This is a genomic window from Candidatus Galacturonatibacter soehngenii (assembly GCF_008830185.1).
GTDB classification, from domain to species: Bacteria; Bacillota; Clostridia; order Lachnospirales; family Lachnospiraceae; genus Lachnotalea; species Lachnotalea soehngenii.
This window is the reverse complement of the sequence record NZ_WAGX01000004.1, coordinates 908,243-932,926: the sequence shown is the minus strand read 5'-3', so window position 1 is coordinate 932,926 and position 24,684 is coordinate 908,243. Positions and strand designations below refer to the sequence as shown.

21 protein-coding genes are annotated in these 24,684 nt (G+C 33.4%); 17 read left to right on the top strand and 4 right to left on the bottom strand.

Translation table 11 applies throughout. The features are described 5' to 3' along the window. Positions 1-31: 31 nt before the first annotated feature. The gene (rpsU, locus tag F7O84_RS06900; protein WP_094377655.1) at positions 32-208 is read left to right on the top strand and encodes a 30S ribosomal protein S21; all 177 of its coding nucleotides are present in this window, start codon (positions 32-34) and stop codon (positions 206-208) included. Positions 209-224: 16 nt separating this feature from the next. Here rpsU and F7O84_RS06895 read toward each other — a convergent pair whose 3' ends face one another. Continuing rightward, entirely contained in the window at positions 225-962 is a 738-nt protein-coding gene (locus F7O84_RS06895) for a DNA alkylation repair protein (RefSeq protein ID WP_151143398.1), read from the bottom strand. A 332-nt stretch (positions 963-1,294) separates the two neighbouring features. Between F7O84_RS06895 and F7O84_RS06890 the strand changes: the two genes are divergently transcribed. The 4 genes from F7O84_RS06890 (at position 1,295) to F7O84_RS06875 (ending at position 5,547) form a co-directional block, all read left to right on the top strand. Then, positions 1,295-1,885: a putative ABC transporter permease gene (locus F7O84_RS06890; RefSeq protein WP_151143395.1), complete on the top strand. Its 591-nt coding sequence runs from the start codon at positions 1,295-1,297 to the stop codon at positions 1,883-1,885. Between the two features lie 129 nt (positions 1,886-2,014). Further along, positions 2,015-2,206 (top strand): ferredoxin, encoded by a 192-nt coding sequence (locus F7O84_RS06885; RefSeq protein ID WP_151143392.1) that lies wholly within the window; start codon positions 2,015-2,017, stop codon positions 2,204-2,206. A gap of 1 nt (position 2,207) precedes the next feature. Continuing rightward, entirely contained in the window at positions 2,208-2,612 is a 405-nt protein-coding gene (locus F7O84_RS06880) for a hemerythrin domain-containing protein (protein WP_151143387.1), read from the top strand. A gap of 226 nt (positions 2,613-2,838) precedes the next feature. Next, positions 2,839-5,547, top strand: a complete 2,709-nt coding sequence (locus F7O84_RS06875) for a glycoside hydrolase family 2 TIM barrel-domain containing protein (protein ID WP_151143384.1) — start codon at positions 2,839-2,841, stop codon at positions 5,545-5,547. Positions 5,548-5,567: 20 nt separating this feature from the next. Here the strand turns inward: F7O84_RS06875 and F7O84_RS19340 are convergent, their stop codons facing one another. Both F7O84_RS19340 and F7O84_RS06870 read right to left on the bottom strand, forming a co-directional pair. After that, a complete protein-coding gene (locus F7O84_RS19340; protein ID WP_279237986.1) occupies positions 5,568-5,693 on the bottom strand; it encodes a hypothetical protein in 126 nt (41 codons plus the stop codon). 87 nt (positions 5,694-5,780) lie between these two features. Continuing rightward, positions 5,781-6,641: an AraC family transcriptional regulator gene (locus tag F7O84_RS06870; protein WP_151143379.1), complete on the bottom strand. Its 861-nt coding sequence runs from the start codon at positions 6,639-6,641 to the stop codon at positions 5,781-5,783. 175 nt (positions 6,642-6,816) lie between these two features. On the opposite strand from F7O84_RS06870, the gene F7O84_RS06865 reads away from it, so the two are divergent. The 10 genes from F7O84_RS06865 (at position 6,817) to F7O84_RS06820 (ending at position 20,061) form a co-directional block, all read left to right on the top strand. After that, complete coding sequence (locus tag F7O84_RS06865; protein WP_151143376.1) at positions 6,817-10,098, top strand: DUF5107 domain-containing protein; 3,282 nt, start codon at positions 6,817-6,819, stop codon at positions 10,096-10,098. Beyond that, positions 10,091-12,151 carry a beta-galactosidase gene (locus F7O84_RS06860; RefSeq protein ID WP_192451680.1) on the top strand — a complete coding sequence of 687 codons (2,061 nt, stop codon included), beginning with the start codon at positions 10,091-10,093 and terminating at the stop codon, positions 12,149-12,151. Before F7O84_RS06865 ends, F7O84_RS06860 begins: the two co-directional genes overlap by 8 nt. Positions 12,152-12,234: 83 nt before the next feature. Then, positions 12,235-13,143 (top strand): amidohydrolase family protein, encoded by a 909-nt coding sequence (locus F7O84_RS06855; RefSeq protein WP_151143370.1) that lies wholly within the window; start codon positions 12,235-12,237, stop codon positions 13,141-13,143. Positions 13,144-13,216: 73 nt separating this feature from the next. Next, positions 13,217-14,479 carry a D-alanyl-D-alanine carboxypeptidase family protein gene (locus F7O84_RS06850; protein ID WP_151143367.1) on the top strand — a complete coding sequence of 421 codons (1,263 nt, stop codon included), beginning with the start codon at positions 13,217-13,219 and terminating at the stop codon, positions 14,477-14,479. Positions 14,480-14,556: 77 nt separating this feature from the next. Continuing rightward, positions 14,557-15,177: a hypothetical protein gene (locus tag F7O84_RS06845; protein WP_151143364.1), complete on the top strand. Its 621-nt coding sequence runs from the start codon at positions 14,557-14,559 to the stop codon at positions 15,175-15,177. A gap of 182 nt (positions 15,178-15,359) precedes the next feature. Then, positions 15,360-16,211 (top strand): metallophosphoesterase, encoded by an 852-nt coding sequence (locus tag F7O84_RS06840; protein WP_151143362.1) that lies wholly within the window; start codon positions 15,360-15,362, stop codon positions 16,209-16,211. Positions 16,212-16,233: 22 nt separating this feature from the next. Further along, a complete protein-coding gene (locus F7O84_RS06835; protein WP_151143359.1) occupies positions 16,234-16,974 on the top strand; it encodes a segregation and condensation protein A in 741 nt (246 codons plus the stop codon). Positions 16,975-16,997: 23 nt separating this feature from the next. Continuing rightward, positions 16,998-17,567 carry an SMC-Scp complex subunit ScpB gene (gene scpB / locus F7O84_RS06830; protein WP_151143357.1) on the top strand — a complete coding sequence of 190 codons (570 nt, stop codon included), beginning with the start codon at positions 16,998-17,000 and terminating at the stop codon, positions 17,565-17,567. Positions 17,568-17,667: 100 nt separating this feature from the next. Continuing rightward, positions 17,668-18,576, top strand: coding sequence for a carbohydrate kinase family protein (locus F7O84_RS06825; RefSeq protein WP_151143353.1), 909 nt, complete (start codon positions 17,668-17,670; stop codon positions 18,574-18,576). Positions 18,577-18,741: 165 nt separating this feature from the next. Beyond that, positions 18,742-20,061, top strand: coding sequence for an aspartate kinase (locus tag F7O84_RS06820; protein ID WP_151143351.1), 1,320 nt, complete (start codon positions 18,742-18,744; stop codon positions 20,059-20,061). Between the two features lie 59 nt (positions 20,062-20,120). Here F7O84_RS06820 and F7O84_RS06815 read toward each other — a convergent pair whose 3' ends face one another. Continuing rightward, positions 20,121-20,795, bottom strand: coding sequence for a rhamnogalacturonan acetylesterase (locus F7O84_RS06815; RefSeq protein WP_151143349.1), 675 nt, complete (start codon positions 20,793-20,795; stop codon positions 20,121-20,123). A gap of 195 nt (positions 20,796-20,990) precedes the next feature. Here F7O84_RS06815 and F7O84_RS06810 point away from each other — a divergent pair, with 195 nt between their 5' ends. Further along, entirely contained in the window at positions 20,991-23,354 is a 2,364-nt protein-coding gene (locus tag F7O84_RS06810) for a helix-turn-helix domain-containing protein (RefSeq protein ID WP_192451679.1), read from the top strand. 363 nt (positions 23,355-23,717) lie between these two features. After that, a complete protein-coding gene (locus tag F7O84_RS06805) occupies positions 23,718-24,668 on the top strand; it encodes an ABC transporter permease (RefSeq protein WP_151143342.1) in 951 nt (316 codons plus the stop codon). Positions 24,669-24,684 lie beyond the last annotated feature (16 nt).

Here is a 24,684-nt window from a genome sequence, read left to right as displayed (position 1 = left end):
ACGCAACTGGAGGGAGGTTAGGTGTGAGACTATGTCAAATGTAATCGTAAAAGATAATGAGACTTTAGATAGCGCTTTACGCAGATTTAAAAGGAACTGTGCGAAAGCTGGTATTCAGCAGGAGATTCGCAAGAGAGAGCATTATGAAAAGCCAAGTGTAAAACGTAAAAAGAAATCTGAAGCGGCTAGAAAACGTAAATATAATTAATTATAAAAGACCTCAATTACTTTAATTGAGGTCTTTTTTTAGCATTTTTAAGTGTGAGTATCATGAGCTTTTGCTCGTTTGGAACATCTTTTTGTTCTAAGATTTTTTCGAGCGTTTTATTATAAGTCCATGTTTCTAACGTACAATTTGTTAAATAACCATATGTAACACCTGGATAGTTTGTATATGCAGATGACAACAACCATGCAACAGCCATTTTCACATAATAGCTATCAAGACGAACTGTACTTATTTTTAAAAAAATCTGATTAATATAGTCATCATTTAAATAATGATTGAGAATGATAACAACTCCCATTCGAACCTGCCATGGACGTTTAGAGCTTAATAGGGTGTCCAAATAAATCCAGAATTCCTGTGGATAATTACTGATTCCTTTTAAAGTTGTACAAAATGTATCACAGGTTAACCAGTTTCGAAATCCTAAGGAAAATGTTTCAATCATATGCGTGTATTCAAGCAGACTTACATTACTCATTCCAATAATCATACCCTTTAAAGTAGTCTCTTCATAATAAGTATTGGAACATAATCCGATAAAAGAACGCCAATTTCCTTTTAATATTTCATTTGCTATTTTTCTAAGAATAGGCATTTTGATTCCGAGAATTTTTCTTGTTCCAGGCATAAGAGTATTTTGAAATTGACTAAATTCACGATTGGAAAAAGGTTTTAAGTCATTTAGAAAAGCGCTATATTCCTTTTCTGTCCATATATCATAGATTAAATTCATAATTGCTCCTTTGTAACTCTAGATTAAGAGTGTTTATTGCATTAAAAAAGTTCTTCGTACTTTTCTATGTAAAACCCCTCAGGGAAAATCGCAAGCAAACGCATTGTCCCCTATCATTATATGTCAAAAATAAGAATAAATAAAGGAAAATTAAGAGGTAGATTTGCTTTGAAAATAAGAAATACAAAGGGTGACAAGAAATATAAGGTTATTGTAATATAATCGTAAAATTATGACGAAGATAACTACTAGTATTATAGAAAGAGCTATGCTATAATAGCATATGAATTTTTAAAAGTACTATGTTTATAAGATACAAAGGGGGATTTCTAATGTGGAGTCGAGAACTACTAGGAACTGATGTATATCATATTGTTCATTGGTTTTTTGTTTATAGTATTTTAGGCTGGTTAGTTGAATCAATATACATGTCAATCTGTAATAAAAAGATTACGAACAGGGGATTTATTAGAGGACCAATTTGCCCTATTTATGGAGTGGGTGCATTATCGGTTTATTTTATTTTAAAGCCATTCAGCCAAAATTATATTTTGCTTTATTTTTGTGGAGCGATTCTTGCAACATTTCTTGAATATGTAACAGCCAAACTTATGATACGTATCTTTGGAGAAGTGTGGTGGGATTATAATAACAAGCCATTCAATTACAAAGGGATATTATGCCTTGAGAGTACGATCGCTTGGGGATTTTATACTATATTTATGTTTGCGTTTTTGCAAAAATTTGTGGAGGCGGTAGTAGAAGGTTATCCGATGTCTGTTGGTATTCGAATTGGAACGATTGTAATCGTTTATTTTACGTTAGATTTTACAGTTAGTTTGTTAGAAGCCAAGGTTGATAGTATGCCAAAAAGCGTGAGTGAGTGGCAGGAAACGATTAAAGCGGTTATTTATAGAGATTAAAGAGAAATACTTAATAATGTCTCAAATGTTACTGAAAAAATTATTGATGCATGCTATCATATAACAAGGAAATGAAATTTTTACCTTTATAAGTAATTTTTGTTATATCCAAGAAGGAGGAATGATGGTATGCAAGCATTTGTTGATCAAGATACGTGTATAGGCTGCGGACTTTGTGTTGGTATAGAACCAAGTGTATTTAGAATGAATGAGGATGAAAGAGCAGAAGGATATGCAGCTACGACAGATGAGACAAAAGAAAATGTAGCGCAGGCAATTGATATGTGCCCTGTGTCAGCGATTGAAGAGCGGGAGGCTTAGAATGAACCTTTCAAGCTATTTAGAACAGCATAAATCAATACGTGATGAAATAAACTGGATTCAATCTAATTTAACTACAGTAAAAGTGGAAGAGCATGCTGAGGAAATAGCACTCCATATCAATCAGTTATCTGGTAAACTTAAGATACATCTAATGAATGAAGACAAGTTCTTATATCCATCACTAATAGCCAATCCAGATATGGCTATCAAACAAATGGCAATAGATTATCAAAATGAGATGGGAGATTTACAAGAACGTTTTAAGAGCTTCAAAGATAAATATAATGTAAAGTCAAAGTTATTAGAAAAGAAAGAATCGTTTGTTGAAGAAGCAAAAGTAGTGATTTGTGCAATCGAGGATCGTATTTTAAAAGAAGAAAAAGAGATATATCTTTTTATTTAGTGATTAAGAGTCTTTGTAGTTTGTGCTACAAGGACTTTTTATATATATAATAGGCAACTCCTTCACCCAAATTAAGAGCAAGAACTATACATGAAAAAGCAAGAACTAGTAATGATAATGATGTAAAATATTGATATGATATATCTAATATAAAGGATGCAAGAATTTGCTAAGTAATTAGGAAAGGTTTCATTTACGTTAGTCTTGTATCCGATTGGAGGGGAAAATGAGATTAGATCTAAGTGGAATATGGGAAGTTGCCTTTGAAGAAAGTGATGTAGAATTACATTATAACGATAGAATTCAACTACCATCAACTACCGAACAAGCTGGCATTGGTAAGGAAAACAACGAAAAGACTTCATTGTATTTGGGTAGGAAAAGACCTGTTTGTGGCGCTGTCTGGTATCGTAGAAAGTTTGTTTTACCTAGGGAATGGGATAATGATTATGTACGCCTTTGCTTGGAACGAAGTAAGTTTACTAAAGTATGGCTGGATCAAAGGCAAATAGGTGAGTCCTACGAGACCTTGATTGCACAAAAATATGATTTGGGAAGGCTTGAAGCAGGAGAACATGAAATATTAATACGAGTGGACAATAATCTTGAACAATATGATTATTTTCCAAAAAGTTTACTGAATGGACATCAATATACACAACATACGCAAACGAATTGGAATGGCATCTTAGGAGACATATATGTAGAAAGCCATAAGGGTATTTATGTTGACAAAGTGTTAACCCATAGATTAGAAAAGTATTTAGATATCGACATTAAAATTTGCCCAGTAAAACAACAAAAAGAAAAATTATATGTTTCTGTAACGATGACAGAGTATAATACAAAAAATCAGGTATACGAATATAAAACGTTGTTTAATTGGAAGGATATTAGTATTTCTGTTTCAAATGAGACATTTCAACTATGGGACGAATATGCACAAGTTTTCTATGAAATAAAAGTAAGTATACTTAATCAGCACGAAGAAAAACTATGCGAAGATTACGTAGTTATTACGGGAAGACGTTTTGTTGAAACAAGAAAACACGAACTTAGAATCAATCAAAAAAGAATATCGTTAAGAGGGAGTTTGGATTGTGCCATCTATCCACTTACAGGAGCATGTCCTTTTGAAGTCGAAGAATGGATGAATATTTTATCGAAGATAAAAGCGTTTGGGATGAACCATTACCGCTTTCATAGCTGGTGTCCTCCAGAAGCCGCTTTTTTGGCAGCAGACCAATTAGGAATGTACTTACAGGTTGAATTATCTTGTTTTGCAAATGGTATGTATCACGAGGATGAACCGCAGTATGATTCGGCATTAAATAACTACTTGTATGATCAATCAGTTAAGGTAATAGAAACATTTGGAAATCATCCAAGTTTTGTTTTATTTGCAGTTGGAAATGAAATGGTAGGGAATTTAAACGAATATAATAAATTGATAAAGTCTCTAAAAAAAATCCGAACAGATATCATGTATTGCCAAGGAGCAAATAATTTCCTTCTAAATCCACAAATTTGTGAAGAAGACCAATTTTTTGTAACCATGCGTACAAAACCAGGTAATAATATTAGAGCTTCTTTTTCTCACAATGACTTACCACTAGGAAGCATTCAGACAAAAGATAGAGTAGGAACGCTGCCAACCTATGATGAAGAGATAAAAGGCATAGACATCCCTTTGATTGCACATGAAATTGGGCAATATCAGTCTTTTCCTTTATTGTCGGATTATAATAAATACAAAGGTCCGTTACGAGCAGATGTATATACTATACTTGAAGAAAAATTAAAGGAAAAAGGGCTACTTCCAAAAAATGAAGCCTTTTACTATGCAAGTGGAGCACTGCTGGTAGAATGTTATAAGGCAGAAATTGAAGCAAATCTTAGAACTGAGAGAATGAGTGGTTTTCAACTTCTGGGACTGCAAGATTTTACAGGTCAAGGAACTGCTTTGGTAGGTGTATTGGATAGTTTTTTGGATAATAAAGGATTTATTGAAGCCAAGGATTTTAGAAGGTTTTGCAATGAAGTAGTAGTAATGGCCACCCTGCCAAAATATTGTTTTGAGTTTGGAGAAGATATTCCATTTGAAATTTTTATCTATAATTACAGTGGACATAGTAAGAAGAGTTGTTTATCGGTTGAATTACTAATTGCTAATAAGGTAATTACAAGTATTTACAAAGAGGATGTCGTAAGTGAAAAACAAAAACTAACACGTGCCATGGAGGGAATCATAGTACCAAGTGACTTTCTAGGAGCATGCGAAGCAAAGCTTAAAATAACATATGGAGAATATGAAAATGAATATGTTGTTTGGCTCTATCCACAAATAGATGGGTATATTGATAGCTTAATAGATTCTAAAAAGGAAGAAAAAGAGCAAGAGTTTGTAATTGAGTTTGCAAAAGGCAGTAACAAAAATCAAGAAGTGTGGGTTACGAATACTTATAATGAGAAGGCTAAAAACGTACTGAAAGAAAATGGAAAAGTACTGCTTTGTACTTCAAAGCATGAAGAGAGCATAGAGGGATTTTTTCCAACTGATTTTTGGTGTTATCCAATGTTTTGCGAAGCTTGTATCAAAAGTGGTAATCCAGTAGCACCTGGTACAATGGGGTTATTGATTGAGTCCGAGCATGCTGCCATGAAACATTTCCCAACTAGAACCTATTCACAGTGGCAATGGCAACAAATAGTAAGTAAAGGAGTAGGTGTTATCCTTGATGATGAGGTAAATTATCACATCATTGCACAGGTAATTGATAATTTCGATAGAAATCATTTATTAGGATTCATTTATGAAAAGAAAGTAGAAAATGGGAGACTTTTGGTTTGTGCCAGTGATTTATTGGAAAATCTTGAGTTGCCAGAAGTAAGACAACTGTATAACAGTTTGCTTGACTATATGCTTAAGGTATAATAAAAGTATTAGAAGAAGGGTTATTGCCCTTCTTCTTGTGTGTCTTCTTTGGGAGATACGGAATTTTTCCTAGGTAAATCAATTTCTGGAATGTTATCATCATCATAGACATCTTTTGACGAATTCTTTTCTTTCATATGAGACATTTGACACCACCTTTCGCTGTTAGTATGTACCACATTGAAAAATGAATACAAGAACAGAAAAATTTGTTTGATTATATGAGATGTAATTTATTGATTCGTAGTTTGAGTGGTAGTTAAGCGATAATTACCAGGAGTTAACTTTTCCCATTTTTTAAAGGTAGAACAAAAACTACTTTCGTTTGCAAAGCCAGATAAAAAACAGATTTCCTTGATAGAAATATTTGTGTTCTTTAGCAAAAACTTTGCATGATTGACTCTGGTGGCGATGATATATTCATGAGGTGTATAACCAGTTTCTTTTTTGAAAATTCGTGTAAAATAATAAGGACTTAGAGAGGCTCTTTTGGCTAACTGTTCTAGGGTTAGTGTTTCACATAAATGCTCACTAATATAAGCGGTCGTTTCTTCGATTACATCCGCACTTGTATTAATTTTGGATGGGATATCTTTGTCTATTAGCAATTGTGTCAACATATTTGTAATATATTGGGAAATAAGAGCATCTTTTATGGGAAGATTATCACGAAAATTTCGATAAAGTTTATCTAAGTTTTTTTGAAATAAGTAGGAATCTTTAAGTGTTAATACCACGTTAAAGTTGTCAGTAATGGTTTCAAAATATTGTCTAGCAACAGGGCCGTCAAAATGTAACCACTTGGCTTCCCAACCATTGTCCGAATAATAAATATGTGGCTGGTAACAATCCAAAAAGACAATTTGATTCTTTTTTGCAGTATAGGTCTTGTTATTAACAATAATGTTACATTCTCCGCCTAGAACTAGCATAAATAAAAAACTATCATAGCGGTTTCTGCTTAGCTTGTAACCAGGGGCATAATAAAAATGTCCAGTGCATAAAGGATAAAAGTACATGCTTTTGGCTTGAGAGCCAGCTGTATAAATATAATACTCTGATTTATTTGAAACACCTGTTTCGTAAGTTTGCATTCAATCACCTCTTATGCGTATTATAAGAGGGATGGATGAAAAGGTCAATATGATTTAAAGCAATTTTTTAATATGAATCAGCAAAAATAAAGAATGAATATTACGATATAATTCGATATGATAGGGAATATATAAGTAGATTATAGTTGTTTTTTTTATAACAAAGGAGGTTATTATGGAAGGTGTAAACATATGGGAAGAAATCGTTGTAATTCCAACTTATGAGATAGGTGAAGCAGACAAAAACCCCATTTTTTTGGAGAAGAGGGTATATCAGGGAAGCACAGGTAAGATATATCCATATCCAACGATTGATACAATTAGTGATGAAAAAGTGGATAAGGAATACAAGGCCGTATTCTTAGAAAATAAATATATAAAAGTGATGATTCTGCCTGAATTAGGTGGGAGAATACAAAGAGCTTACGATAAGACAAATGATTATGATTTTGTTTATTATAATCAAGTAATTAAACCAGCCTTAGTTGGACTTACTGGGCCTTGGATATCAGGTGGAATAGAATTTAACTGGCCACAGCATCACAGACCTACTACATTTTCACCAGTAGACTACAAACTTTCTAATAACCAAGATGGAAGTAAGACTTTATTTGTTAATGACGTGGATCAAATGTATGGAACAAAAGGGATTGCAGGGTTTACGTTATATCCAGATAGGGCATACATTGAAATTAAAGGACAACTTTATAATAGGACCCCTATGCCACAGACTTTTCTATGGTGGGCCAATCCAGCCATAGCAGCAAATGAGCATACCCAGTCTATTTTCCCACCAGATGTACACGCTGTAATGGATCATGGAAAAAGAGATGTTTCAAGTTTTCCAATTGCTACGGGTGTATACTATAAGCATGATTATAGCGAGGGAGTTGATATCTCTAGGTATAAAAACATTCCAGTTCCAACCTCTTATATGGCTGAAAAATCCGATTATGATTTTGTAGGAGGATATGACCATAAATTAAGAGCGGGTATTCTACATGTTGCAGATCATCATATTTCACCAGGTAAAAAACAGTGGACTTGGGGGTGTGGTGACTTTGGAAAGGCATGGGATCGTAATCTAACGGATGAAGACGGGCCATATATTGAATTAATGACAGGTGTATTTACTGATAATCAGCCAGATTTTACGTGGTTAAAACCTTTTGAAGAGAAGACTTTTAAACAGTATTTTATGCCTTATAAAAAAGTTGGAATGGTGAAAAATGCCTCGATATATGCGGCTCTAAATCTTGAGAAAAGACAAGAAGGAATTTATATTTGCGTGTATGCAACGATGCCATTTGAAGATGCTATCATTCGCCTAATTGCGAATAATCAAACAGTCCTTGAAGAAGTGGTACGGATATCTCCAACGGATATTTTTGAAACAATACATGCTCTAGAAGTGGAAAATGAAACAGATTTAAAAATTGAAGTTTGGCACAAAGAACGCTTATTAGTAGAATATCAGCCAAAGGAAAAAGCACAAGAACAGCTTCCAGAGCCTGCAAAGCCTGCTAAAGATCCAAAAGATATAAAAACAAATGAGGAATTGTATCTGACAGGTCTTCATATTGAACAATACCGCCATGCAACCTATTTACCTGATTCATACTATTTAGAAGGCTTAGCAAGAGATGAGCAAGATATCAGAATTAACAATGCATATGGCGCATTATTAATGAGAAGGGGACTGTTTAAAGAAGCAGAGCATTATTTTAGGACAGCTATAAAACGTTTGACATGGAAAAATCCCAATCCTTATAACAGTGAACCTTATTATAATTTGGGGTTGTCTCTTTTTTATCAAGAAAAAATGGCAGAGGCCTTTGATGCATTTTATAAAGCCTCTTGGTCGAGTGAACAACAAGAAATGTCCTTTTATTATTTAAGTGCAATCAGTACACTTCGTAAAGAATATGAAGAAGCATTGGAATTTGTAGAAAAAAGTCTCATTAAAAATGCTCATCATGTAAAGGCGAGAGGATTAAAGGCATACTTACTTAGAATGCTTAAAAAAGAAAAAGAAGCCATTGCATTGATCAAAGAAAGTATGAGGATAGATTCCTTTGATTATGTGTCTCTTTTTGAACTTGCCTGCTTATCGCCAGAAAACAAAGATGAGATACTAGGGGAAATGAATCAAATCATGCGTAATTTTGAAGAAAATTATCTTCAGGCAGCAAGAGATTATGCAGAATTTGGTGCATATGAACAAGCGATTCGGATTTTACTTGAGTGTACGAAGGAAAAGCCGTTGTTATATTATTATAGAGCATATTATTTAAGTAAATTTGGAAAAGATAGCAAAGAATTACTACAAAAGGCAGAGCAGACAGAGCCAAGCCTTACATTTCCAAATAAGCTTGAAGATATTAAGGTGCTTAGCTATGCAATAAATGCAAATCAAAAAGGTGCGAAAGCATATTATTATCTGGGCAACTTATATTATGATAAGCTTCAGTATAAAAAAGCAACAAAGCTTTGGGAACAGTCGCTAGCACTGGATGATAGGTATCCAACCGTTCTTCGTAATCTATCACTTGCCTATTATAATAAGTTTTATGAGAAGCAAAAAGCAAAAGAGGTATTAGAAAAAGCTTTTTTCCTTGATACGACAGATGCCAGAGTATTTCTTGAATTAGATCAACTTTATAAAAAGCTTGGAGTAGACATTAAAATCCGCCTCGCTAATTATGAAGCATATCATGATACCTTTATGAGTCGAGATGATTTATATTTAGAATATGTAGTACTTCACAATATGCTTGGACATTATCAATGTGCATATGAATTATTAATGAAGCGTAAATTTCACCCATGGGAAGGTGGAGAAGGAAAAGTAACCTCCCAATATAAGCTATGCTTGATTGAGCTAGCCAAGATAGCAATCAAGGAACAAAGATTAAAGGAAGCCAAAGAATACTTAGAACAAGCACTCATTTATCCATATAATTTGGGAGAAGGTAAGCTAGAAGGTACAAAGGATAATGATATATACTATTATCTTGGATGTGTGATGCAAGAACTTGGACAATTAGAAAAGGCAAAAGAATACCTTCACTTAGCAACCATTGGAACGAATGAACCAGCAGGAATGATGTATTATAATGATCAGCCAGCAGATATGATTTTGTATCAAGGTCTATCTTTTCAAAAATTAGGAGAAGAAGAAAAAGCGAAGGCTAGGTTTGAAAGATTAGTGGAATATGGGCAAAACCATTTGCATGATGAAGTAAGAATTGAGTATTTTGCTGTTTCTTTGCCAGATTTTCTGATTTTTGAAGAGGATTTAAAGGTTCGCAATCAAGTTCATTGTTATTATTTAATTGGATTAGGAAAGTTAGGATTTGGAGAGATAAAAGAGGCCAAAAAGGCATTTGAAAAGGCATTGGCACTCGATAAAAATCATGTAAATTGTAGACGATTTATGGAGGATTTCAATGACTAGATATGGATATAACGCAAAGTATTTGACAAAGAATGAAAAGCCTTGGTTTCCAATTATGGGTGAAATACATTACTCGAGAGTACCAAGAAATGAATGGGATGAGTATTTATACAAAATGAAAACAAGCAATGTTTTTGTTGTGTCAACTTATTGTATCTGGATTCATCATGAAGAAATAGAAGGTAGATATGATTTTGAAGGGAATAAAGATGTAAGAGAGTTTCTCAATCGTTGTAAAAATGCAAACTTAAAGGTTTTCCTTCGTATCGGACCATGGTGCCATGGTGAGGTACGAAATGGTGGATTTCCAGACTGGCTTTTAAAAAAGCCCTTTCCCCTTCGTGAAAATAACGAGATGTATTTTGAAACTGTACATGAGTTCTATGCAAAGATTTATGAACAAGTAGATGGGATGCTTTTTAAACAAGGTGGTCCAATTATAGGGATTCAGATTGAAAATGAATACGGGCATGCAGGTGGTTTGACAGGTGAAGCTGGTGAAGAACACATGAAAAGACTTACTTTGATTGCCAAAGAAGTAGGGTTTGATGTCCCATATTATACAGCAACTGGATGGGGAGGAGCCATTACCGCAGGGCTTATACCTGTGATGGGTGGTTATTGCGATGCACCATGGGATGCAAGAATGACTGAGATTGAACCAAGTGGAAATTTTATATTTACACATGAAAGAAATGACCACAACATTGGAAGTGATTATGGCTTAGGACATGGAATTACCTTTGATATCAATGCTTTTCCATTTCTAACCGCGGAATTAGGAGGAGGTCTTCAAGTTACAAAGCATAGAAGACCAAGAGTAACAAGTAAAGATATTGGCGCAATGTCTTTGGCAAAGCTTGGAAGTGGAGTTAATCTTTTGGGATACTATATGTATGCAGGAGGAACGAACCCAGTCGGTATTCTTTCTACATTACAGGAATCAAGGGATACGGGATACCCAAATGATTTACCAGAATTATCTTATGATTTTCAGGCGCCGATTGGAGAATATGGGCAAATATCAGATAGTTATAGAGAAATTAAATTACTGACACTGTTTTTACGAGACTTTGGTGAAATGCTGTGTGATATGCCTGCTATCATTCCAGAAGAAAATCCGAATACACCGTTTGATATGACGAATCTAAGGTATTCGTATCGACATAATGGTGAAAGTGGATTTGTTTTTATTAATAATTATCAGAGACATCAGATTATGAAGGAGCATAAAAAGGTGAAGCTCTCCATTCAACTAGAAAAAGAGCTGCTTCAATTGCCTGATTTTGACGTTAAGAATGAAGAATACTTTTTCCTACCATTTAACATGAAGATTGGAGGCGCAACATTAAAAACAGCACTTGCCACGCCATTATGTATATTAAATAATAAAAGCTTTGTTTTTTACACAGATAAGAATCCTTCTTATATGATAGAAGGAGACTTAGAAGATAAGGAAATTATTACAATAAGCAGAAAAGAAGCAAAGCATGCATGGAAAATATTAGGTGAACAAGAGTACTTAATCATAAGTGAGGACACAGTAATTCAAAGAAATGATTCTATTGAGGTGATTTTTAATGGAAAGGCAAAGTTACTTGTTTATCCAGAAATCAATAAGGGAGTGAACGGGTTTGAAAAGGTTGGAAAACAGGGTATCTTTACGATCTATGAAAGCGTTGAAAGCAATTCAATTGTAGATGTAAAGCATTGTTTTGAAGGGAAAGATGACAAAAAGACTACTTATACAATTGAGATTTCCTATGAGGATGATGCAATGGATTATTTCTTAAGGTTAGATTATCTAGGAGAAAGTGCAAAACTTTATATAGATGGAAAAATGGTTGCAGATCACTTTTATTATGGTGATGCATGGGAAATTGGATTGCGACGTCTAGGATTTCCAAAGTCAGTCACATTAGAAGTGTATTTACTTACCAAAGATACAAAAGTTTATCTGGAGTCTTGGCCAGACATGGGAGCGGAAGGTATTATGCACCTGCAAAAGGTTGAGGTGGAACAACAAAGAAGACAATCGTTTCTATTGCGTTAGATTATAAAAATAAGGCTCATGTATTTACGTATCATTCATTTTCCCTTACAATATGAGTGATAACATAGAAAGGGAAGGAAAAAATGAAAATAATTGATGCACATGTTCATTTGGTTCAATATATTGCTGGTACTGGTTCTGGTGGAGAAATGAGAAGTATTGGAAATGGAAAAGCGCAGTATGCCAGTGGAGAGATTTATCAAATGATTCCAAAAGAATTTAATGATGATAAAGTTACACCAGAAAAAATAATTGAGCTAATGGACGAAAATCAGGTCGAAAAGGCAGTTTTGTTGCAAGGGAATTTTTTTGGATTTCAAAATTTATATACGCATGAGGCGGTATTAAAATATCCCAATCGTTTTGTTGGAGCGGCTTCTTATGATCCATTTTCTAGAAAAAAAGATCAAATACGTCAGCATTTATTTGATCAGCTAAATTTTAAAATCGTAAAGTTTGAATGCAGTACTGGTTCAGGCTTAATGGCAAATCACCCTACAATAGCATTAAATGGAGAAGTCATGGACGAGTGCTATTCCTATTCAAATCAAATGGGACATACTTTTGTGATTGATATTGGAAAGTGTGGTTCAGAAAGTTGGCAGATAGAGAATCTACGAGAAGCCATCAAAAGATATCCTGATATGAAATTTGTGGTATGCCATTTACTTGCTGCCAATATGCAGCAGGAAGAGTTAATGAAAGATGGTTTGAGACGATTAAATCTTCCAAATGTTTGGTTTGATTTGGCGGCAGTTCACCATAATTGTGGACCAGATACCTATCCTTATACAAATGCAAGGTATTTCTTAAATCAGGCAAAGCAAATTGTAGGAGCACAAAGGTTGATATATGGGTCGGATATTCCATCTGTATTAACAAAGGATTCGTACCGTCATCTGATTGATTATATTATGGAGGATTCAAATTTTACTTTGCAAGAGAAAGAAAGAATCTTTTATCAAAATGCAAAGCAGGTGTACTTTGAATAGAAAAGATTTATTCAAGCATATTTTAACAAATTAAACATATGATAGTAATAATCAACATAGTCGGAGTAATGCTATGAAAAAGCTTAAGACGTGGGTCGTCGTCATTTTATTATTCTTTACTTATACTTTATGTCCAATTTTACATACTTATGCCACTGAGTTAGATACGTCAGGAGAGCAAGATACGCAAAGCGAAGAATCCGATATGCAAGAAGGAGCAGAAAATACAGATAGTACTGCCTTATTTGATAATGCAGGTATCGAAATTTCGGCTCCTTCTGCCATTTTAATGGAAGCATCTACAGGTACTATCATTTATGAAAAAAACTCGAAAGAACAGTTAAGACCAGCCAGTATTACGAAAATCATGACATTGATTATCATTTTTGATGCGCTAGAAGCAGGAAAGATATCGTTAGAGGATGAGGTTACAGTTTCTGAATATGCTGCAAGCATGGGAGGTTCCCAAGTATTTCTAGAGCCAGGTGAAGTACAAACGGTCGACACCATGATAAAATGTATTGCAGTTGCAAGCGCAAATGATGCGTGTGTAGCAATGGCAGAATACATATATGGAAGTGAAGCTGAATTTGTAAATCAAATGAATGAGAGAGCAAAGGGACTTGGAATGAGTTCCACTCATTTTGTCAATTGTAACGGATTAGATGTGGATGGGCATATGACAAGTGCATATGATGTTGCATTAATGTCAAGAGAGTTGATTGTAAAATATCCACAAATACATAATTATTCTACGATTTGGATGGAGAATATTACACACGTAACAAAGAAAGGTTCTACTGAGTTTGGTTTAACGAATACGAATAAGCTAATTAGACAGTATGAATATGCAACTGGGCTTAAAACAGGTTCCACTAGTCTTGCAAAATACTGCGTATCCGCCACTGCGTCTAAAAATAATATTGAGCTAATTGCCGTCATTATGGCGGCACCCGATTATAAAATTCGATTTGCAGATGCCACTACACTACTTAACTTTGGATATGGGAAATGTCAAGTATATGCAGACGATTCAAAAGAGCCTTTACCAGAGTTGGCAGTAAAAAAAGGAAAAGAACGAAGTGTTGGATGCGAGTATGCAGATAACTTTAAATACTTAGATGTTACAGGTGCTGATTTATCAACAATTGAAAAGGAAACACAACTATCGGAAAGTGTTGATGCACCAGTTAATAAGGGAGATGTAGCAGGAAAAGTAGTTTACAAACTCAATGGAAAAGAGATTGGTTACACAAAAATCCTATTTACGAACTCTGTAGAGGAAGCAAAATACATGGATTATTTTATGCGTACTCTTAAATTATTTACGTTGTGAATGAAATAGTATTTACAAAATTTGACATTTATTTCACGATTTGTTAATATATGAAGATAAATCGAGAGGGGAAAATTATGAAAAAACAAAAGATAATATTTTTATTAGTAGTACTGTTAACACTTTTAAGTGGCTGTAAAAGTCGAACTGAATTTACCTTAGGGGAATGGAAAGAGAATCAATATGAGAACAGTTGGATTAATATGAGATTTGAAGTTCCAACTGATTGGAAAATTGCAACACAAGAAGAGATTAACGAACTAGTTGGAGTAGGTGCAGAAACACTTAACGTCGAAGGAACTAGTGAAGAACAACTGAAAGCTATGGCTAAACTAAAAGCTGCTTATCCTTTTTTAGTTAGTAATCCAAGTAATACAATTAATGTTCAACTTGTATTTGAAAATCTGGCAATGACAATAGGTGGAACAAAATATACGGTATCTGAATACATGAATCAACTATCTGATATGTTGTTACAGCAAGAGGCTTTTCAGTATGAGTTATTGAATCAAGATACAGTTGAGTTGGCTGGTAAACAATTCGAAATGATTCGACTTTCAGCCTATGGAGGAGCGATGCATCAAGAATACTATGCTCACAAAATGGGAAAATATATGGCTTCCATTATTATTAGTTATGCATCAGATGCTGAGGACGAAAAAAATGATTTCATAAATAAAATATCAGCGATAAAATAAAATATGATACAAAAACAGCCAGAGGTTTCATTTCCTCTGGCGTTTGTTTTTATATGGACATTCCTTACAAGATTATGGTATTATATAGGTTGCAATAAAGCAAAACGTTTGGATGATAACATAAAAATTAGTATTACAACTGAAATTATAAAATAAATCCTGTAAAAAAAGCAAGGAGATATATGTTAAAATATATAGTTTTAATTTTATTTATTATTTATATTATTTATGAAAATCATGTTTTTAAAGTTACTAGATATCACATAGAATCAAAAAAATTAAAAGGCTTAAAAGAAGAAATTAATATAGTCGTACTAGCGGATTTGCACAATCATGTATATGGAAAGCAAAATGAAAAATTAATAAAGGCGATTGAAGAAGAAGCACCAGATATCATTTTAATAGCGGGTGATATGATTGTGGCCAAACCACGTGAGAGTATGGAAGTATCAATTGATTTGCTACAGCAACTAGCAAAAAAGTATCCGATTTATTATGGAATGGGAAATCATGAATATCGAATGAAGATTTATCCAGAACAATACGTTGGAATGTATGAGGCTTATTTAAAAGAAATACAACACGACAATGTGATTATTTTAGACAATAAATCAGTAAGAATAACTATAAAAGGTACAACGTTAAACATTCATGGACTTGAGATAGAAAAAGAGTATTATAAAAGGTTTCAAAAAGCTAAGCTTGCAGATGATTATTTGAATGCATTATTAGGAAATCCGAATAAAGAGGAGTATAATATTTTGCTCGCACATAATCCTGAATATTTTGAAGCGTATGCCAAATGGGGCGCTGATATGACCTTGGCAGGGCACATTCATGGAGGATTGATTAGACTTCCATATTTGGGTGGACTTGCTTCTCCGCAGGTGGAGTTTTTCCCAAAATATGATGGGGGCCAGTTTTATGAAGGCGAGCGTACTATGATATTAAGTCGAGGATTAGGAACGCATACCATTAATATACGTGTCAATAATCGCGCAGAATTAATCAGTATAAGATTATCCCAAAAGTAAAATAAAATAAAGGAATGAGAAAATGGGAATACCAGTTAAACTACAGGCATTTGAAGGACCTTTGGATTTGCTTTTACATTTGATTGACAAGAATAAAGTAAATATATATGATATTCCTATTGTTGAAATAACAAGGCAATATCTGGACTATATACAACAAATGGAAAAAGAAGACTTAAATATTATGAGTGAATTCCTTGTGATGGCTGCTACTTTGATTGATATTAAATCAAAAATGTTATTACCAAGAGAAGTCAATGAAGAAGGAGATGAAACAGATCCTAGACAAGAATTAGTGGAAAAACTTATTGAGTATAAGATGTATAAATACATGGCATATGAACTAAAGGACAGGCAAATAGATGCAGAAAAGGTGTTGTTCAAAGAACCAACGATACCAAAAGAAATAGAAGAATATAGTGAACCAGTAAATGTGGAAGAATTACTTGATGGATTGTCACTTGCCAGATTACATAGTATATTTAAGTCGATTATTAGAAAGCAGGAAAATAAAATTGATCCAATACGAAGTCGTTTTGGGAAAATTGAAAAGGAGGAAGTAAGCCTTTCAGAAAAAATTGAGTACATCAAGGTGTTTGCTACTGAAAACAATAAGTTCAGTTTTCGAAAACTTTTAGAAGAACAATGCAGTAAAATGGAAGTAATTGTAACGTTTCTTGCGATTTTGGAGTTAATGAAGACGGGACTGATAGCAATATCGCAGGAAAAAATATTCGATGATATTCTGATTATTACTACTTAAAGTATGTAAAGAGAGGGTTTACAGTGGAGATACAAAAATTGGAAGCAATTATTGAAGCAATTTTATTCACAATGGGAGAATCTGTTGAATTAAGTAAGATTGCAGCAGCCATTGAACACGATGAAGAGACAACAAAAAAATTAATACATAATATGATGGATCGTTACGAGAAAGAGGACAGAGGAATTAAAATTGTTGAATTAGAGAATTCTTATCAGATGTGTACCAAAAAAGAAATGTATGAGTATCTGATAAGAATTGCAAGACAGCCTAAAAAACATAATCTATCAGAGGTATTATTAGAAACACTATCAATCATTGCCTATAAGCAACCCATTACCAAATTAGAAATTGAAAAGATACGTGGTGTAAAAAGTGATCATGCAGTGAATAAATTAGTAGAGTACAATCTAATTCATGAACTAGGAAGATTAGATGCACCAGGACGACCTCTTTTGTTTGGAACAACGGAAGAATTCTTGCGTGCCTTTGGCGTGCAATCAATTGACGAGTTACCACTCATTAATCAAGAGCAAGTAGAAGGATTTAAGGCTGAGGCAGAGGAGGAAGTCCAATTAAAACTAGATGTATAGTAAAAAAGTAATAAAATAATGGATATATATTGAGAAAATCTCCCAAATGTTGCATAATAAAAGTAGGAATGTAACAAAATTTAGACGGGAGGTATGATATATGAGCAAAATATTAGTAATGGGACCGATTTATGCTGAGACAACGGTAAAAGTTTCAAGTATTCCGCTACCAGATAATCGTTTAATCGATAATAATTTTGGTATTATAACTGGTTTTTCTGGGCATGGTTACAACGTATCCCGTGCATTAAAAAAACTTGGTGACTCTGTTCGTTTTTTATCTTTTTGTGGAAATGACTCTTTTAAATTAATGTTAGATGATGAACTTGCAAAAACAGGTATATCAAATGAGTATGTAATACCTTGTTTAGATGCCACACCTCATACCATTGTATTATTTTCAGATGAAAAAAACAGGCAAATCATAAATGACTTAAAAGAAAGCAACGAGGTGGCATACGATGAATCAATCTATGAAAAGGCAATCATAGATTGTGATACGGTTGTATTTTGTAATTCCAATTATGCAAGACCATTTTTGAAAAAGGCAAAAGATGCGGGAAAAATGATTGTGACGGATGTTCATGACATAAAAGATATGGATGATGAATATAACAAAGAATTTATGCAGTATGCAGATGTATTATGCTTGAATCATGCGAACCTAAAAGAGCCTTACGAAGATTTTATAAAAGAAATAGAAAATAAATATCATAATGAAATAATTATCCTTGGCATGGGTGAAAAGGGTGCAATCTTATATGTTAAAAAGGATAATTTTATTGGAACGTTTCCAACTGTTCGTACCCGTAAAATTGTGAATACACTAGGAGCAGGTGATTCTCAATTGTCTGCATTTGTTCATTTTTATAAAAAAACAGGAAATCCCTATTATTCCTTAAAAGCAGCTATTTTATTTGCCTCCTATAAGATAGGAAATCCAAGTGCAGCACATGGGTTCTTGACAGAGGAGCAAGTTGAGATTTTTTATAATACCATTTGGAAATAAGTTGACGAATAAAAAAAGAGTCTTCATTGAAAGGCTCTTTTTTTCTGTGAATAGAATTCGTATTCTTTTTTTAGGAAGTTAAAAAAAACACTTGCAAAACAGACAGAAATGTGGGATTTTATTATAAGACGCATTTTTGTGTAAAGGATATGGAGGAAGTACAATATGAAAAAAGTAGTTAAGTTTGGTGGAAGTTCATTAGCAAGTGCTCAGCAGTTTAAAAAAGTTGCAGATATTATTCATGCAGACTTGGATAGAAAATATGTAATTCCATCAGCACCAGGAAAACGTTATGCAGAAGATATAAAAGTTACGGATATGCTTTATGATTGCTATAAAGCAGTAATTGAAGAAAAACCGTATGAAGAAAAGCTTGCAAACATTAAAGCGCGTTATGATGAAATTATCGAAGGTCTATCCCTAGACTTATCTTTAGATAAAGAATTCGAAATCATTCAAAAAGAATTTGAGAAAAAAGCAGGCAGTGACTATGCAGCTTCCCGTGGAGAATACCTAAATGGCATCATCATGGCAAATTATTTAGGATATGAATTTATTGATAGCGCAGAAGTTATCTTTTTTGATGAAGATGCTAGTTTTGATGCGGATAAGACCAATGAAATACTTTCAAAAAGACTTTCTACTTTAGAAAGAGCTGTAATACCAGGTTTTTATGGTGCGCTTCCAGATGGTAAGGTAAAGACTTTTTCCAGAGGCGGTTCTGATATAACAGGTTCCATAGTAGCAAAAGCCGTTCGTGCTGATTTATATGAGAATTGGACGGATGTTTCAGGATTCTTAATCGCAGACCCAAGAATTATTGAGGGAGCGGAAGTAATTGAGACAATTACATACCGAGAATTAAGAGAGCTGTCTTATATGGGGGCTACTGTTTTACATGAAGACGCGATTTTTCCAGTAAGAAAAGAAGGAATTCCAATTAATATTAAAAATACAAATGCTCCACAAGATAGTGGAACTATGATTGTTGAAAGTACTTGTAGACAACCTAAATATACAATTACAGGAATTGCTGGTAAAAAAGGTTTTGTAGCTATTAATATAGAAAAAGATATGATGAATTCAGAAATTGGCTTTGGAAGAAAAGTGCTGGAAGCGTTTGAAAAGCATGATATTTCATTTGAACATGTACCATCAGGCATTGATACAATGACAGTCTTTGTTCATCAACCAGAATTTGAAGGAAAAGAACAGCTAGTCTTATCTGATATTCATCGATTAGCAGAGCCTGATTCCGTTGATATGGAGACAGATTTGGCATTAATTGCTGTTGTTGGTCGCGGTATGAGAGCAACAAGAGGGACTGCAGGAAGAATTTTCTCAGCCTTAGCACATGCAAATATCAATGTTAAGATGATTGACCAAGGTTCGAGTGAATTAAATATAATCATTGGTGTGAAAAATAGTGATTTTGAAGCTGCAATTAAAGCAATTTATGATATCTTTGTAATAATACAATTATAAAAAGAAAGGCATTCGCTTGAACTTTGAGCAAATGCCTTTTTATTATGGAACTTATGGAACTAACGAATCAATTCTGCATAAATAGAACCTAATTCTTTCAAACCGTCTGCAATTAGCTTTGCAAAAACGACGGCGCCTTCGTGCTGTAAATGTGCATCGTCTTTTATGCCATCTGGATAGGCCACATATCGACCTTTTGTTAGATTCATAAACCAACCCTTTGATACCTCAAGGTCAGTTTTCAGTAGGAGCGTTTCACTTTTTTTACAAAGATCTATGTAGGGTACGTTTTGTTCAAAGGCAAGGGCAATCATTGCAGCAGGGTAGTCAAAATGAACATTTTCTTTTAATGATTGTCTCTCATCTAAAAACCGACAATAAAGAGGAGTGATTAACACAGGATAAGCTTTTTTACTTCTTGCCACATCAATCATTTGTAGAAGGTTACGCTGGTAATCACCAAAAGGTTGAGTATGTCTATTTGGATCTTCATTCCAATCATTATGGCCAAATTCAATAAAAAGGAAATCGTTTTCTTGTATTTCATTTTTTATACGATCAAGACGACCCTCGGCAATAAAATTCTTCGTACTTCTTGCATTTTCAGCGTGGTTTAAAATAACAACATCTGGTTTTACATACAGACGTAGTCCTTGTGCAATTCCAGTGCGTGGATAGGTATCAATATAGTTATCTTTGACGGTAGAATCTCCTGCCCAAAATATTCTTTTCATCTTATGTGCCTCCAAGTAAGCTTTGACATTTTATACGAACACTACTATAATACCGAATGAGAAGCTATTATGCAATACTCCCATAAAAATATATAAATATGGAATTAAGCTTTCTTTTTTTTCATAAATTAGATATAATAGACAAGTATGTGCATAATAATGCAGTTAATTTGCCATATAGATTGGGGATATGCGATGTTAGAGAAGATAAAACAGAAAGAGTGGATGAGCATTTTTTTTGGAAAAATAAATTATAGAAATAGGATTTTATGGTATTTACTCGTGATTGTTTTTGCCCCTATTATAATTTTAGGACTCTTTTCCTATCGTACCTATGTAACCGAAGTCACTAGAAATGTGAATTTATCTACGCAAGCAACGGCAAATCAAGTTAAAAACCAAGTAGATAGCGTATTAATTAATATTAAAAAGAGTTATTTGGAAGTAGAAGATACAGACGAGGTGAAATGGTTGCTAAATACCTTTATTAGTTATTCTGATTATACAGAACTTGTAAAGGCAATTGATGTATTAGATGGGTCAACTTATTTATCTGAATATATTGATGGATTCACCTTTATTAACTTTAATACGGGGTGGATATTAAGCAATCGTGGTCTTTATGAATATAAAGATGTTGAAAATAAAGAAGATATCGATATGCTTTATCGATACGAAGCAAATACATTGGTGCGTAATTTTTGGTTAAATCGAATTGGTTTCACTCAACCTATCAAAATGAAACGAGAAATAGTTAATTTAAATAATTTGTCGTTCATCTGTAAGTTACCAGCTAAGAGCAAAGAACCATATTCGTTAATGATTATAAATATTGACCAAGCTAAGTTACAAAAGATGATTGGAGATAATTTAGGCAATAACGATATAACCGTATTGGATAGTAATGACAGTTTGATTTATACGACCAATCAAGAGATATATAAATATTGTGAACAAAGAGGTGAAAATCTTAGTAGTGAAAAGGTACAAACCATAAAACTTGAGAATGGTCAGGTTTATAATGTTGCAGTTGCAGCCTCGGATGAAATGGGCTGGAAATATGTTGTCAGCTATGATACGAACAACATAAAGAATGCGGCTGATAAAATTTTGTCTTTTTCAATTGTAATGATAGCGATCGTAATCTTAGGGTTTGGAATGGCAATTCTTGCAACAAAAAGAATCTATGAGCCAGTGTTAGATTTAACGGATCATGTGCATGAAATGGCAAATGTAAATCGAACGAAAAAGAAAGAAAATGAATTTGAGTTTATCACAAAAAGCATTGATAATCTTGTAGGAAAGAACAATGCCTTAGAAAAGTTAATGGAGGGCCAGCAAGGTCAACTAAGAGAATTTTTCCATTTAAGGTTAGTGAGAAATGAGATTAAGAAAAATCAGCTAGAACAATATTTAACCAGATTAAAATTAAGGCCTCAAAAGTATCTTGGAGTAATTTCGATTAATATACGTTCACAAGACGCTTTTGAAGAGTATGACGAGACGAAGCAAGATGCCGTAAGAATCGCAGTGATTGAGAATATGCCAGAAGAAATTTTAGAGCAGCTATTTATGTCACCTATTTGCAGTGCGAAAGTGATGGTAATGTCAGTTACGCATGATAATAAAGAGGAACTTGAGGCAAATATACTTAGAATTTTTGACAGCTTTGCTAAGTATGTAAAGCAGCACTATCATATGGAGATTAATTTTGGTGTAAGTAAGATTTTCAAAGATCTCTACCTTTATCAAGCGGCATATCATGAAAGCTTAGAAGCATTAAAGAATAGTGAAGTATTTTGTGATAAACAAGAAGATCAGAAATTAAATGAATTCGAAGCAGACAGTCAAATCATGTTTTACTCCGATATTACGAATAATGCAAATCGATTTGTCTATAATACCGCTTTTGAGGGAGAAATAAAAGAGGCAGTTGATTTATGTGATAGAGAGAGGGCTTTTCGTACAGTCGATAAATTTATCGAAGAGTTAACAAGTAAGAAAATCACATCGAATGAATGCTCCTTTTATATGCATCGTTTTTTGATTTCTATCATATTAATTGCAAGTAACGCTGGATTAGTCATTAATGATATTTTTGGACAAGAAGCAAATAATATATTTTTAAACTTTAATCAGCTTTATGATATGGATAAAATGACCAGCTTTTTTAAATATAAAGTAGTGACTCCTATAATTTTAGAATTGAGTAAGTTTAGAACGAATCGAACGACTGAAATAATGGAGAATATACAAAGGCTTGTCGAAGAAACAAAAGGAGATATTACACTTGCGGAATGTGCAGAAAGATTAGGTTATCATCCTAGTTACATATGGAAAATAATGAAACTAGAAAAAAATATTACATTTAGTGATTATATTGCTGAATACAAAGTTTTAGAAGCAAAGAGAATGTTAACAACTACCAGTCTAACCGTTGCAGATATTGCAGCAACTCTAAATTACACCAATACACAAAACTTTATAAGGTTTTTTAGTAAGCATGTAGGAACAACGCCAGGCAAATTCAGACAAGATTATAATAAAGTATTAGATTAGTGGAAGAGAATTGAATTTTAGATTGGTAAAAAGTGATATCTTAAAAATCTATTCTACCGTATACTCAGTCAATTTTATGAGTATACGGTTTTTTTGTACGCTTGTATTCGTGAAGTTGAATAATCATTTTATTTTTTGATACAAAAAAGCAAGAAAGAGAATGATTACTTCATAATGCATTTACTGTAAATACTATATTTTAATATCGATATGGACAATCCTTTTCCATATAAAGTATACGAAATGATTATTGCTGTAATACATATGTGATAGTATAGTTGCACTAGAAACATAAAGTTACATGTGATTTGATATACAAATTACACAAACAAAGTTTCGGTACTAAAATCAAGGAGGTCATTTATGAATAAGGTTGCAAATGTACATGTACATAAACCGACAAAAAACAAAGGTGAATTTATAAAATATTTTAATCAGCATAAATGGTTATATATTATGTTAATTCCCGGAGCATTATACTTCATATTATTTCGTTACATTCCAATGGGAGGGATTATCATTGCCTTTCAACAATATAGTCCATTCACAGGAATTATGGGAAGTAAATGGGTTGGTGTTACTCATTTTAAGAATTTCTTTAGCGGTGCAGATTTCTGGATGTTATTAAAAAATACATTAGGTATCTCAATACTAAACCTAATGTTCTTTTTCCCAGCACCAATTATATTATCTCTTTTATTAAATGAAATAAGACATGATAAATATAAAAGACTAATACAGACTTTCATCTATATACCACATTTTATTTCTTGGGTTATAGTAGCAAGTCTTACCTATACATTGTTCAATATTAATGATGGTATTGTAAATCAAATCATCAATTCAATAACAGGACACACAATTAATTTTCTTGGATTACCACAATATTTTAGAGGTCTGATTGTTGGTCAAAGTATCTGGAAGGAAACAGGGTATGGAACGATTATTTTCTTAGCGGCTTTATCAGGAGTAGATACACAATTATATGAAGCTGCAAAAGTAGACGGTGCTGGAAGATGGAGACTTATGTGGCACATTACATTACCAGCAATTAAAGGCACTATCATCATAATGTTAATTTTGAAAGTGGGAGCTATTTTAAATACAGGATATGAACAAATTTTCTTAATGCGTAATTCTTTAAACGTATCAACATCAGAGGTTTTTGATACTTATATTTATTACAAAGGTATCACCAATGCACAATATTCATACAGTACTGCTTCAGGATTATTCAAATCAGTAGTAGGTTTGATTATGGTTCTTGGATCAAATTGGTTGGCAAAACGTGCTGGTGAGAGTGGAATTTATTAGAAAGGAGGATGATGTA

Excerpts from the sequence above, each read along its gene's own strand:
- F7O84_RS06810 (WP_192451679.1), top strand. The coding sequence starts at position 20,991 with ATGTTAGAGAAGATAAAACAGAAAGAGTGGATGAGCATTTTTTTTGGA.
- F7O84_RS06840 (WP_151143362.1), top strand. The coding sequence starts at position 15,360 with ATGTTAAAATATATAGTTTTAATTTTATTTATTATTTATATTATTTAT.
- F7O84_RS06870 (WP_151143379.1), bottom strand. The coding sequence starts at position 6,641 with ATGCAAACTTACGAAACAGGTGTTTCAAATAAATCAGAGTATTATATT.
- F7O84_RS06845 (WP_151143364.1), top strand. The coding sequence starts at position 14,557 with ATGAAAAAACAAAAGATAATATTTTTATTAGTAGTACTGTTAACACTT.
- F7O84_RS06805 (WP_151143342.1), top strand. The coding sequence starts at position 23,718 with ATGAATAAGGTTGCAAATGTACATGTACATAAACCGACAAAAAACAAA.
- F7O84_RS06860 (WP_192451680.1), top strand. The coding sequence starts at position 10,091 with ATGACTAGATATGGATATAACGCAAAGTATTTGACAAAGAATGAAAAG.
- F7O84_RS19340 (WP_279237986.1), bottom strand. The coding sequence starts at position 5,693 with ATGTCTCATATGAAAGAAAAGAATTCGTCAAAAGATGTCTATGATGAT.
- F7O84_RS06885 (WP_151143392.1), top strand. The coding sequence starts at position 2,015 with ATGCAAGCATTTGTTGATCAAGATACGTGTATAGGCTGCGGACTTTGT.
- F7O84_RS06820 (WP_151143351.1), top strand. The coding sequence starts at position 18,742 with ATGAAAAAAGTAGTTAAGTTTGGTGGAAGTTCATTAGCAAGTGCTCAG.
- F7O84_RS06865 (WP_151143376.1), top strand. The coding sequence starts at position 6,817 with ATGGAAGGTGTAAACATATGGGAAGAAATCGTTGTAATTCCAACTTAT.
- F7O84_RS06880 (WP_151143387.1), top strand. The coding sequence starts at position 2,208 with ATGAACCTTTCAAGCTATTTAGAACAGCATAAATCAATACGTGATGAA.
- rpsU (WP_094377655.1), top strand. The coding sequence starts at position 32 with ATGTCAAATGTAATCGTAAAAGATAATGAGACTTTAGATAGCGCTTTA.
- F7O84_RS06875 (WP_151143384.1), top strand. The coding sequence starts at position 2,839 with ATGAGATTAGATCTAAGTGGAATATGGGAAGTTGCCTTTGAAGAAAGT.
- F7O84_RS06815 (WP_151143349.1), bottom strand. The coding sequence starts at position 20,795 with ATGAAAAGAATATTTTGGGCAGGAGATTCTACCGTCAAAGATAACTAT.
- F7O84_RS06855 (WP_151143370.1), top strand. The coding sequence starts at position 12,235 with ATGAAAATAATTGATGCACATGTTCATTTGGTTCAATATATTGCTGGT.
- F7O84_RS06890 (WP_151143395.1), top strand. The coding sequence starts at position 1,295 with ATGTGGAGTCGAGAACTACTAGGAACTGATGTATATCATATTGTTCAT.
- F7O84_RS06895 (WP_151143398.1), bottom strand. The coding sequence starts at position 962 with ATGAATTTAATCTATGATATATGGACAGAAAAGGAATATAGCGCTTTT.
- F7O84_RS06825 (WP_151143353.1), top strand. The coding sequence starts at position 17,668 with ATGAGCAAAATATTAGTAATGGGACCGATTTATGCTGAGACAACGGTA.
- F7O84_RS06835 (WP_151143359.1), top strand. The coding sequence starts at position 16,234 with ATGGGAATACCAGTTAAACTACAGGCATTTGAAGGACCTTTGGATTTG.
- F7O84_RS06850 (WP_151143367.1), top strand. The coding sequence starts at position 13,217 with ATGAAAAAGCTTAAGACGTGGGTCGTCGTCATTTTATTATTCTTTACT.